At 68.8% G+C, this 11,489-nt stretch carries 11 protein-coding genes and 1 riboswitch; of the genes, 9 read left to right on the plus strand and 2 right to left on the minus strand.

What is annotated here, in order from left to right:
* Positions 1-96: 96 nt before the first annotated feature.
* The gene (locus tag VF522_RS24090; protein ID WP_330910880.1) at positions 97-1,740 is read right to left on the minus strand and encodes a peptide chain release factor 3; all 1,644 of its coding nucleotides are present in this window, start codon (positions 1,738-1,740) and stop codon (positions 97-99) included.
* Positions 1,741-1,830: 90 nt separating this feature from the next.
* On the opposite strand from VF522_RS24090, the gene VF522_RS24095 reads away from it, so the two are divergent.
* The 6 genes from VF522_RS24095 to VF522_RS24120 all read left to right on the plus strand — a co-directional run bounded on the left by VF522_RS24095 (position 1,831) and on the right by VF522_RS24120 (position 7,001).
* Positions 1,831-2,118 carry a hypothetical protein gene (locus tag VF522_RS24095; RefSeq protein ID WP_330910881.1) on the plus strand — a complete coding sequence of 96 codons (288 nt, stop codon included), beginning with the start codon at positions 1,831-1,833 and terminating at the stop codon, positions 2,116-2,118.
* A 28-nt stretch (positions 2,119-2,146) separates the two neighbouring features.
* Positions 2,147-3,106: a hydroxyacid dehydrogenase gene (locus VF522_RS24100; protein WP_330910882.1), complete on the plus strand. Its 960-nt coding sequence runs from the start codon at positions 2,147-2,149 to the stop codon at positions 3,104-3,106.
* Positions 3,107-3,198: 92 nt separating this feature from the next.
* A complete protein-coding gene (locus tag VF522_RS24105) occupies positions 3,199-4,347 on the plus strand; it encodes a mandelate racemase/muconate lactonizing enzyme family protein (protein WP_330910883.1) in 1,149 nt (382 codons plus the stop codon).
* Between the two features lie 16 nt (positions 4,348-4,363).
* A complete protein-coding gene (locus tag VF522_RS24110) occupies positions 4,364-5,335 on the plus strand; it encodes a tripartite tricarboxylate transporter substrate binding protein (protein ID WP_330910884.1) in 972 nt (323 codons plus the stop codon).
* Positions 5,332-6,441, plus strand: a complete 1,110-nt coding sequence (locus tag VF522_RS24115) for an enolase C-terminal domain-like protein (RefSeq protein WP_330910885.1) — start codon at positions 5,332-5,334, stop codon at positions 6,439-6,441. Before VF522_RS24110 ends, VF522_RS24115 begins: the two co-directional genes overlap by 4 nt.
* Positions 6,438-7,001: a DNA-3-methyladenine glycosylase I gene (locus VF522_RS24120; protein ID WP_330910886.1), complete on the plus strand. Its 564-nt coding sequence runs from the start codon at positions 6,438-6,440 to the stop codon at positions 6,999-7,001. The genes VF522_RS24115 and VF522_RS24120 overlap by 4 nt, the downstream gene beginning before the upstream one ends.
* Positions 7,002-7,090: 89 nt before the next feature.
* Here VF522_RS24120 and VF522_RS24125 read toward each other — a convergent pair whose 3' ends face one another.
* Positions 7,091-8,164 (minus strand): ATP-dependent DNA ligase, encoded by a 1,074-nt coding sequence (locus VF522_RS24125; protein WP_330910887.1) that lies wholly within the window; start codon positions 8,162-8,164, stop codon positions 7,091-7,093.
* 85 nt (positions 8,165-8,249) lie between these two features.
* Positions 8,250-8,321: riboswitch (S-adenosyl-L-homocysteine riboswitch) on the plus strand.
* Between the two features lie 59 nt (positions 8,322-8,380).
* On the opposite strand from VF522_RS24125, the gene ahcY reads away from it, so the two are divergent.
* The 3 genes from ahcY to metF all read left to right on the plus strand — a co-directional run bounded on the left by ahcY (position 8,381) and on the right by metF (position 11,467).
* The gene (gene ahcY, locus VF522_RS24130) at positions 8,381-9,817 is read left to right on the plus strand and encodes an adenosylhomocysteinase (protein ID WP_330910888.1); all 1,437 of its coding nucleotides are present in this window, start codon (positions 8,381-8,383) and stop codon (positions 9,815-9,817) included.
* 79 nt (positions 9,818-9,896) lie between these two features.
* The gene (locus VF522_RS24135) at positions 9,897-10,640 is read left to right on the plus strand and encodes a TlyA family RNA methyltransferase (protein ID WP_330910889.1); all 744 of its coding nucleotides are present in this window, start codon (positions 9,897-9,899) and stop codon (positions 10,638-10,640) included.
* Positions 10,637-11,467 (plus strand): methylenetetrahydrofolate reductase [NAD(P)H], encoded by an 831-nt coding sequence (metF, locus tag VF522_RS24140; protein ID WP_330910890.1) that lies wholly within the window; start codon positions 10,637-10,639, stop codon positions 11,465-11,467. The genes VF522_RS24135 and metF overlap by 4 nt, the downstream gene beginning before the upstream one ends.
* The last annotated feature ends 22 nt before the right edge of the window (positions 11,468-11,489 follow it).

An 11,489-nucleotide genomic window follows, 5' to 3' on the forward strand; every position in this document is an offset into this window, starting at 1 on the left:
GCGCAACGGAGCAGGGAAGTCTTCTTCATGGAATGAAAGGCACTTCGTTGGGACCGGCGATTATTGCCGCCGGCGCGCGGGCCGTGGGGCCGCGCGTCAGCCCGCGCTCTGCAGAGCCAGGCCGGCGTGCTCGCGCAGCAGGTGGAAGTGGATCTTGGGGAAGCGCTCCTGCGCCAGCCGCACGTCGTAGGGCGAGGTGCACAGGAAGGCCAGCGCATCCGCCGCGTCCAGCGCCAGGCGCTGCGGGTAAGCATCGGTAAAGGCCTTGAGCTCCGCCGGCGTGTCGGCCGTGATCCAGCGCGCGCCGGTGTACGGGCAGCTTTCCATCCGCACGTCGCAGTCGTACTCGCTGGCCAGGCGGTGCTGCACCACTTCGAACTGCAGCTGGCCGACGGCGCCGAGCAGCATCGGGCCGCCCACGTGCGGGCGGAACACCTGGATCGCGCCTTCCTCCCCGAGCTGGGCGAGGCCCTGTTGCAGCTGTTTCGTGCGCAACGGGTTCTTCAGCACCACGACCTGGAACAGTTCGGGCGCGAAGAAGGGCAGGCCGGTGTACTGCAGGCTCACCGAGCCGTCGGTGATGGTGTCGCCGAGCTGCACCCCGCCGTGCGTGGTGAAGCCGATGATGTCGCCGGCGTAGGCCTCGTCCACGGCCTCGCGCCGCTGCGACAGGAAGGTGACGACCGAGGTCGGCCGCAGTTCCTTGCCGGTGCGCTGCACCTTCAGCTTCATGCCGGGCGTGTACTTGCCCGAGGCCTGGCGCACGAAGGCGATGCGGTCGCGGTGCGAGGGATCCATGTTGGCCTGCACCTTGAACACCACGCCGGAGAAGGCGCCGTCGTCGGGCGCGACGATGCGCTCGACCGGCTGGCGGTTCACGATCGCGTTGCTCTTGCGCGGTTGCGGCGCCGGCGCCAGGTCCACGAGTGCGTCCAGCACTTCCATCACGCCGAAGTTGTTGACGGCGGAGCCGAAGAACACGGGCGTCTGCCTGGCGGCGAGGAAGGCGGCGTGGTCCCATTCGGGCGACGCGCCGGCGGCGAGCTCCATGCTGTCGGCCGCCGCGTCGTATTCGGCGTCGAAGCGCTTCTTCAGCTCCGCGGCGTCGGACAGCGGGATGGCGTCGAAGTCCTGCGGGCGGCGCTCGCTGCCCGCCTCGAACACCGTCATGGCCTGCGTGCGCAGGTTCATGATGCCGCCGAAGCTCTTGCCCTTGCCCACGGGCCAGGTCATGGGCACGCAGGGCATGCCCAGTTCACGCTCGACTTCGTCGAGGATGTCCAGCGGCTCGCGCACCTCGCGGTCCATCTTGTTGACGAAGGTGATGATGGGCGTGTCGCGCTGGCGGCAGACCTCGATCAGCCGCCGGGTCTGCGCTTCCACGCCGTTGGCGGCGTCGATCACCATCAGCGCGGCGTCGACCGCGGTCAGCACGCGATAGGTGTCTTCGGAGAAGTCCTTGTGGCCGGGGGTGTCGAGCAGGTTCACGACGTGGTCGCGGTACAGCATCTGCATCACCGAGGACGCCACCGAGATGCCGCGCTGCTTCTCGATCTCCATCCAGTCGGATGTCGCGTGGCGCGAGGCCTTGCGGCCCTTCACGGCGCCCGCGATCTGGATCGCGCCGGAGAACAGCAGCAGCTTTTCCGTCAGCGTGGTCTTGCCCGCGTCGGGGTGCGAAATGATGGCGAAGGTGCGGCGGCGCCGGACTTCGGTGGAGAGGGCGGGGGCGGACGACAAGGGGGAACTCCGGACATGAGAGCGGCCGTGCATGGAACACACGGCCGCGTCTGACCCCGCATTTTCCCATGCCGCTGTAGAACCGGTGGCATGGCACGGGCAAAGGACGAGATCGCGCTGGAGATTGACGGCCGGGCGGTCGTCGTGACCAGCCCGACCAGGCTGCTGATTCCGGAGGCCGGGGACAGCAAGCTGGACCTCGTGAACTTTTACCTGGCCGTGGCGGAGGGGGGATCTGCGCGGGGCGGGCGGGCGGCCCTGCGTGCTGCCGCAATGACCGTCATCCCCGCGCAGGCGGGGACCCAGGGCGTCAGAGCCCGCCGGCGCGCCGGCAGCTTCGAAAGCGGAAGCCCTGGATTCCCGCCTTCGCGGGAATGACGGACTGGGGCTATGGCACGATGCGATCGTGCCGAACACCCGCCCCCGCGTCCTCCTCACCAACCCCATCCACCCCGAGCTGCAGCCCGTGCTGGCCGCGCAGTGCGAGTTGCTGCTGGCCCCGGATACCAGCCCCGCCACGCTGAAGCGCCTCGTCGCCGATGTCGACGCACTGGTCGTGCGCGCGCAGTTGCCGCCCGACCTGTTCGACCACGCGCCCCGGCTGCGTGCGATCGTGCGGCACGGCGTCGGCCTGGACATGATCCCGGTGGCGGCCGCGACGGCGCGCGGGATCCCGGTCGCGAACCTGCCGGGGTCCAACACGCAGACGGTCGTCGAATACTGCCTGGCGGCGATGCTGCACCTGCGGCGCGGGCTGGCGACGATGGATGCGCGCCTGCGCAGCGAAGGCTGGGCCGCGGCCCGTCCCTTCGCCGACAGCGGCACGGAACTGGCCGGCGGCACCTGCGGCATCGTCGGTGTCGGCGCGATCGGCTCGCGCCTGGCGGCCGTCGCCAGCGCGCTCGGCATGCGCGTGCTGGGGCTCACGCGCCGGCCGGAGAGCCTGCCGCCGGGCGTGGAAGCGGCCGGCAAGGACGCGCTGTTCGCGCAGTCCGACGTCGTCGTGCTGTGCTGCCCGCTCACCGAGCAGACTCGCGGACTCGTCGACGCGGCGACGGTGGATTCGATGAAGCCCGGCGCCATCCTCGTCAACGTGGCCCGTGGTCCCGTGATCGACACCGACGCGGTGTTGCGCGCGCTGCGTGAAGGCCGGCTGGGCGGCGCCGCGCTCGACGTGCACGACCGCCAGCCGCTCACCGGCGGCGAGCCCGTGTTCGACGCGCCCAACCTGCTGCTGACGCCGCACGTGGCGGGCATCAGCGACACCAGCATGCGGGCCATGAGCGAGCAGGCCATCGCGACGCTGATGGCGCTGCTGCGCGGCGAGCGTCCGTCCAGCGTCGTGAATCCCGAAGTGTTCCGCTAGCGCAGGCGCGTGGACGGCGCGCTCATGGAAGACCCCGTGCCGGGTCGCCCGCGCCCTCGCTAGACTGGCTCTCCGTCGTCGAGGGAAGTTCCATGAAGATCACCGCCATCCAGGCGACCCCCATTTCCTTTCGCCTGCCGGAAGGCAAGACCGTCACCATGGGCGTCGGCAGCACCACCAAGCGCGACGCGATCGTCGTGCGCGTGCAGACCGACGCCGGCATCACCGGCTACGGCGAGGCGCACCCGGGGCGCAGCCCGGGCGCCGTGACCAGCCTCATCCACAGCACGATCGCGCCGATGCTGGTCGGCATGCAGGCCACCGACGTGGTCGGCGCATGGCAGCGCGTGCACCGCATGCAGCTGTCCAGCCACGGACTCGGGGCCGGTGCCGCGCTGGCGCTGTCCGGCATCGACATGGCGCTGTGGGACATCCGCGGCAAGGCGGCCGGCATGCCCCTGTACGAACTGCTGGGCGGCACGCGCCGCCGGATGCCGGCGTACGCGGGCGGCATCTCGCTCGGCTACCAGCCCAAGGAGTCGCTGGCAGACGAGGCGCAGAGCTACGTCGAGCGCGGCTACAAGGCCATCAAGCTGCGCTTCGGCGACAGCGCCGCCGTCGACATCGAACGTGCGCTGCACGTGCGCAAGGTGCTGGGCGACCGCATCGACATCCTGGCCGACGCCAACACGGTCTACACGATGGCCGACGCGCGCCGCGTGCTGCCGGTGCTGGCCGACATCCGCGCCGGCTGGCTCGAGGAGCCCTTCGCCTGCAACGATTTCGCCTCCTACCGCGAAGCGGCGAAGATCACGCCGCTGGTGCCGATCGCCGCCGGCGAGAACCACTACACCCGCTTCGAGTTCGCGCAGCTGCTGGAAGCCGGTGCCGTGCAGGTGTGGCAGCCCGACCTGTCCAAGTGCGGCGGCGTCACCGAGGCCGTGCGCATCGCCGCCATCGCCTCGGCCTGGCGCATCCCGGTGCATCCGCACAGCTCCGCCACCGGCCTCAACCACGCGGCGACGCTGCACTTCATGGCGGCCACCGAGAACTCGGGCTACTTCGAAGCCTGCGTCTCGAAGTTCAATCCCTTCCGCGACATGTTCGGCAGCATCTTCGAGATCGGTGCCGACGGCTGCGTCGAGCCGCCGCAAGGCCCCGGCCTCGGCGTGGAAGTGGACGAAGCACTGTTCGACAAGTACCCGTCCATCGACGGCCCGGGCTACGTGGTGAAGTTCTGAGACACAAGGAGACGACATGCGACATGGCTTGATCCGCCTGCTGGCGGCGGCGTTCCTGGGCATCGTGGCGGCGAGCGCGTCGGCGCAGGGCTTCCCCGATCGCGGCGTGAAATTCGTGGTGCCCTATCCGCCCGGCGGCTTCAACGACACGCTGGCCCGCGTGTCCTCGGAGAAGCTGGCCAAGGCGTGGAACCAGTCCGTGGTGGTGGAGAACAAGCCGGGCGGCAACACCACTTTGGGCAACGTGTTCGTCGCCAAGGCACCGGCCGACGGCTACACCATCCTGATCACGCCGCTGCCCTTCTCGGCGCTGCCCGGGCTGTACGGCGCCAACCTGCCGTACGACGCGCTCAAGGACTTCCAGCCGCTGGTGTGGGCCGGCAGCACCATGAACGCGCTGGTGGTTCGCAACGACCTGCCCGTGTCCAACGTGCGCGAGTTCATCGAGTACGCGAAGAAGAATCCGGGCAAGATGAACTTCGGCTCCACCGGCTCCGGTTCCTCGAACCACCTGTCGATGGAACTGTTCATGAAGATGACCGGCGCGAAGCTGGCGCACATCCCCTACAAGGGCAGCGCGCCGGCGGTGACGGCGCTGCTGGCGGGCGAGATCGACGCCTTGTTCGACAACGTGCCGAACGTGGTCCAGCACATCAGGGCCGGCAAGATGAAGGCGATCGGCGTCAGCGGCCTGCAGCGCTCGGCGCTGCTGCCGGACGTGCCGACGGTGGCGGAAGCGGGCGTGCCGGGCTACGAGGTGAACGTGTGGTTCGGCATGCAGGTGCCGGCCGGCACGCCGCGGCCGGTGGTGGAGAAGCTCAATCGCGACATCGTCACGCTGCTGAAGGAGCCGGACGTGGTGAAGCGTTTCCACGACCAGGGCGTGGAAGTGGTGGCCAGCACGCCGGACCAGTTCAGCACGCTGGTGAAGAGCGAGGTGGCCAAGTGGACCCAGCTCATTCGCGAAGCCAACATCCGCATCGAATGAAGATCACCGACGTCTCGCTGACGCTGTTCGCCTGGGACGACATCCCGGCGACCAGCTACGGCGCCCACACCGGCAAGTTCTCGGGCGCCAGCAAGCTGGGTTTGCTGAAGATCCAGACGGACCAGGGGCTCACCGGCCACGCCTTCCTCGGCTCCGCCTTCTTTCCCGCGGACTCCGACGGCGGCAGCCTGATCCGCGTGCTCAAGCCGCTGCTGCTGGGGCAGGACCCGCTGCAGCGCGAGCGGCTGTACCAGGCGATGTGGAAGCGCGTGCGGACCACCACCGTGCGCAGCATCGGCGCGGTCGACGTCGCCTTGTGGGACATCGCGGGCCAGGCCGCCGGCCTGCCGATCCACAACCTGCTGGGAACCTACCGCGACAAGGTGCCGGCGTACATGAGTTCCGCGGTGCTGGCGAGCCCCGGCGCGTACGCCGAGGAAGCACTGCACTACAAGGCGCAGAACCTCGTCGCGTACAAGATCCATCCGCCGCAATCGTGGCGCGAGGACATCCGCGTGTGCGAGGCCGTGCGCAAGGCCGTCGGCGACGACTACCTGCTGATGCTGGACGCGGCATGGAGCTACGACTATCCGGCGGCACTGCGCGTGGGCAAGGCCGCCGAGGAGCTCGGCTACTACTGGTACGAGGACCCGCTGGCCGACAACGACATCTACAACTACCTCGAACTGCGCAAGCACCTGCACATCCCGATCATGGCGACCGAGTACCCGGCGGGCGGTCTCGACTCGTTCACGCCCTGGGTGAAGGAGCGCGCCACCGACTACCTGCGCGGCGACGTCGCGGTGAAGGGCGGCATCACCGGGCTGATGAAGGTGGCGCACCTGGCGGAGGCCTTCCACCTCAATTTCGAGGTGCACCACGGCGGCAATTCGCTGAACAACGTGGCCAACCTGCACGTGATCATGGCGCTGAAGAACACCGAATTCTTCGAGGTGCTGCTGCCGGCGGAGTCGCAGAAGTACGGGCTGGCGCGGGACATCGAGATCGACGCGCAAGGCATGGTCCATGCGCCTGGCGGGCCGGGGTTGGGGGCGGAGATCGATTTCAGCCTGATCGAGCGCAAGAAGGTGGCGGTGCTGGCGTGAAGCGTTGCGCCTGGGCGCAGGGCGACGACGCCCTCATGGCGCGCTACCACGACGAGGAGTGGGGCGTGCCGCAGCGCGATCCGCGCATGCTGTGGGAGATGCTGATGCTGGAGGGTTTCCAGGCGGGGCTGTCCTGGCGCACCATCCTGCACAAGCGCGAAGCCTTCCGCAAAGCCTTCGCGGGCTTCGAGCCGGAGAAGGTGGCGCGCTTCGGCGAGAAGCAGGTCGACAAGCTGCTGCAGGACGCGGGCATCATCCGGTCTCGCGCCAAGATCGAGGCGACGATCGCCGGCGCGAAGATCTACTGCGACATGGCGAAGCGGGGCGAGGATTTCGCGGAGTTCTGCTGGTCGTTCACCGGCGGCAAGGTGCTGGCGGGCAACGGCAAGGACGTGCCCGCGAGCACGCCGAAGTCCGAGGAGATCTCGAAGGAACTGAAGCGCCGCGGCTTCAAGTTCGTGGGGCCGGTGATCGTCTACGCGTGGATGCAGGCCGTCGGCATCGTCGACGATCACGCCATCGACTGCTTCAAGCGATCCAGTCTGTCATCCCGGGCTTGACCCGGGATCCATGGATTGCGGGTCAAGCCCGCAATGACAAGCTTTCGGAGGTCGGCGGTGAGCGGCGAAGCCGAACCCCGACGCCCAACCTAGGCCCCGAACACCTTCGCCAGCTCGAACGGCGTCGTCACCTCCAGCTGGTCGTAGCGGCACTCCTGCGCCGGCTTGTCCGGCCGCCAGCGCAGGAACGCCGCGGCATGGCGGAAGCGGTCGCCTTGCAGGTGGTCGTACTTCACTTCCACCACGCGCTCGGGCTTCACCGGTTCCCAGCTCAGGTCCTTGCCGCCGCTCCAGCGGCTCTGCGCGCCCGGCATGCGCTGCGCGTCGCCCGCCGCCGCGCCGGCCCATTCGCGCCAGGGGTGGTCCTGCAGCGCGTTCTTGCGCAGCGGCTCCAGCTCCTGCCCCAGTTGCTTGCGCATGTCCATGGTGAAGGAAGACGTCACGCCCACGTGCTGCAGCACGCCGGCCTCGTCGTACAGCCCGAGCAGCAGCGAGCCGACCGCGTCGTCGCGGTCCTTGTACCAGCGAAAGCCGGCCACCACGCAGTCGGCGGTGCGCGCGTGCTTGATCTTCAGCATCGCGCGCTTGGCGGGCTGGTAGGTCGCCGACTCGAGCTTGGCGATCACGCCGTCCAGCCCGGCGCCTTCGAACTTCTGCAGCCACTCTTCCGCCTGCGCGCGGTCGCGCGTGACGGGCGTCAGGTGCAGCGGCGGCTTCGCCTTGCCGAGCAGCCGCTCGAGCCGGGCGCGGCGCTCGGTCTGCGGCAGGTCCATGGTCGACTTGCCGCCGGCGCCCAGCAGGTCGAAGGCGACGAAGCTCGCCGGCGTTTCCTTGGCCAGCCGGGCCACGCGCGAGGCGGCCGGGTGCAGCCGCATCTGCAGCGCGTCGAAATCGAGGCCGCCGGGCGTGGCGATCACGATCTCGCCATCGAGCACGCATCCCTTGGGCAGGGCTTCGTGCAGGGCTTTCTCCAGCTCCGGGAAGTAGCGGTTCAGCGGCCGCAGGTCGCGGCTCTGCAGGTAGGTCTGCTCGCCGCGGAACACCAGCGCCCGGAAGCCGTCCCACTTGGGCTCGAACAGGAAGCCGGGCTCCGTCGGCAGGGCCTCCGCGATCTTGGCGAGCATCGGTTCGATGGGCGGGACGGGCAGGGCGGCTGAAGGCATGGCGCTTTGTACCCTTTGCAATGGGTCCCGTGGGGTGATAGCCGCCGCCGGCCCGGCTGGCGAGCGCTTTCCGCTTAGAATCGCCCCAACCGAGGAGCGTTGCAGCGTCCGCCCAGGACGCGAGGCTCGGCTAACCATGCAACGACGCTCACCCACTCTTCCGTGCGGTGAGACCTCCGGGGAGTGGGCTCCACCATTTTCAGACCCGGAGCCGCCATGAACGCCGTTCTCAAGCCCGTCGCCCCCGCCGACAGCGCCATCACCGACATCTCCCTGGCCGATTGGGGCCGCAAGGAAATCCGCATCGCCGAGACCGAGATGCCCGGCCTCATGGCGATCCGCCAGGAATTCGCCAAGGCCCAGCCGCTGAAGGGCGCGCGCATCACCGGCTCGCTGCACATGACGATCCAGACCGCCGTGCTGATCGAGACGCTGGAAGCGCTCGGCGCCAAGGTCCGCTGGGCCTCGTGCAACATCTTCTCCACCCAGGACCACGCCGCCGCCGCCATCGCCGCCAATGCCACCCCGGTGTTCGCCAAGAAGGGCGAGTCGCTGGAGGAGTACTGGGACTACACGCACCGCATCTTCGACTTCGGCGCCAAGGGCACCGAGGGCGAAGGCCCGAACATGATCCTGGACGACGGCGGCGACGCGACGCTGCTGATGCACCTGGGCCAGCGCTGCGAGAAGGACCTGTCGCTGATCGACACGCACTCCTCCGAGGAAGAGCGCATCCTGCACGCCGCCATCCGCGCCAAGCTGAAGGAAGACCCGAGCTGGTACAGCCGCAAGGCCGCCCAGATCGTCGGCGTGACCGAGGAGACCACCACCGGCGTGCACCGCCTGCAGGACATGTCGGCCAAGGGGCTGCTGAAGTTCCGCGCGATCAACGTCAACGACTCGGTCACCAAGAGCAAGTTCGACAACCTGTACGGCTGCCGCGAATCGCTGGTCGACGGCATCAAGCGTGCCACCGACGTGATGATCGCCGGCAAGGTCGCCGTGGTCGCCGGCTACGGCGACGTGGGCAAGGGCTCGGCCCAGGCCCTGCGCGCGCTGTCCGCCCAGGTGTGGGTCACCGAGATCGACCCGATCAACGCCCTGCAGGCCGCCATGGAAGGCTACCGCGTGGTGACGATGGAGTACGCCGCCGACAAGGCCGACATCTTCGTGACGACCACGGGCAACAAGGACGTCATCACCTACGCGCACATGGCGAAGATGAAGGACCAGGCCATCGTCTGCAACATCGGCCACTTCGACAACGAAATCGACGTCGCGTCGCTCGAGAAGAAGTGCAAGTGGGAAGAGATCAAGCCGCAGGTCGACCACGTGATCTTCGAGGACGGCAAGCGCATCATCCTGCTGGCCAAGGGCCGCCTGGTGAACCTGGGCTGCGGCACGGGCCACCCCAGCTACGTGATGTCCTCCTCCTTCGCCAACCAGACGCTGGCGCAGATCGAGCTGTTCACCAAGCCCGACGCCTACGAGAACGGCAAGGTCTACGTGCTGCCCAAGCACCTGGACGAGAAGGTCGCGCGCCTGCAGCTGTCCAAGCTCGGCGCGCAGCTGACCGTGCTGACCGACGCGCAGGCGGCGTACATCGGCGTGAAGAAGGAAGGCCCGTACAAGGCCGATACGTATCGCTATTGATCGTCGTCCCCGCGGAGGCGGGGACCCAGGGCTTCCAATGCCCTGGGTTCCCGCCTTCGCGGGAATGACGAAGTCGCCCATGCGCGCCGACCAACTCCTCGTCGAACGCGGCCTCGCCGCCTCGCGCTCGCAGGCGCAGCGCCTGATCGCGGCCGGCGTGCAGTGGTTCGACGGTGCCGGCTGGAAGCGCGTCGCCAAGAACGGCGATGCGCTGCCCGAGGCGGCGCAGCTCGAACTGCTGGACGCGGCCGAGTCGCGCTACGTCTCGCGCGGCGGGCTGAAGCTGGAAGGCGCCTTGCGCGCCGCCGGCCTCGACGCCACCGGCTGGACCTGCCTCGACGTGGGCCAATCCACCGGCGGCTTCACCGATTGCCTGCTGCAGCACGGGGCGGCCCGCGTGACCGGCATCGACGTCGGCCACGGCCAGCTGCACGAGAAGCTGCGCAAGGACGGCCGCGTCGTCGCGATCGAGAAGCTCAACGCGCGCGAGCTGGAGCCGCAGCAGGTCGGACGCGACTTCGACCTCGTGGTGGGCGACCTGTCGTTCATCTCGCTGACGCTGGTGCTGCCCGCGCTGGTGCCGCTGCTCGGGCCGGGCGGCCGGCTGCTGATGCTCGCCAAGCCGCAGTTCGAACTGCAGCCCGGGCAGATCGGCAAGGGCGGCGTGGTGCGCGATGCGTCGCTGTACGCGGTGGTGGAACGCCGGCTGCGCGACGCCTGCGCGGAGCTGGGGCTGGACGTGATCGGCTGGCACGACAGCGCGATCGCGGGCGGCGACGGCAACCGCGAGTTCTTTTTGCATGCACGGACGAGGAGCCAGTGATGCTTCCCATCAGTCTCGAATTCTTCCCTCCCAAGACGCCCGACGGCGCGGACAAGCTGCGCGCGGCGCGCAAGCAGCTGTATGCGCTCAAGCCCGAGTTTTGCTCGGTGACCTACGGCGCGGGCGGCTCCACCCACGCGGGCACATTCACGACGGTCGGCGAGATCCTCGCCGAGGGCGTCGATGCCGCCAGCCACTTCTCCTGCATCGGCGCCACGCGCGCCAAGGTGCGCGACCAGCTCGCGCAGCTGAAGGCCATGGGCGTGAAGCGCCTGGTGGCCCTGCGCGGCGACCTGCCCAGCGGCTACGGCATCGGCGGCGAGTTCCAGTACGCGAGCGACCTGGTGGAGTTCATCCGCGCGGAGACGGGCGACGCCTTCCGCATCGAGGTGGCCTGCTACCCGGAGACGCATCCGCAGGCGAAGTCGCCGCAGGCCGACCTGCAGGCCTTCGCGGCCAAGGTGCGCGCGGGCGCGGATTCCGCGATCACGCAGTACTTCTACAACGCCGATTCGCATTTCCGCTTCGTCGACGAGGTGCGGAAGCTGGGGCTGGAGATCCCGGTGGTGCCGGGCATCATGCCGATCACCAATTCGAGCCAGCTGCTGCGCTTCTCGGATGCGTGCGGCGCGGAGATCCCGCGCTGGATCCGGCTGCGGCTGCAAAGCTATGGCGACGATGCGGCCTCGATCAAGGCCTTCGGCCAGGAAGTGGTCTCGAACCTGTGCGAGCGGCTGATCCGCGGCGGCGTGCCGGGGATCCACTTCTACACGATGAACCAGGCGAAGGCGACGATGGACCTGTGCGAGGCGCTGGGGCGGTGTTGAATTCGTGAGGGAGCTGGGGTTG

Origin of the sequence: Ramlibacter sp., assembly GCF_036383835.1 — a bacterium.
In the GTDB taxonomy this organism is placed as follows: Bacteria; Pseudomonadota; Gammaproteobacteria; order Burkholderiales; family Burkholderiaceae_C; genus Ramlibacter.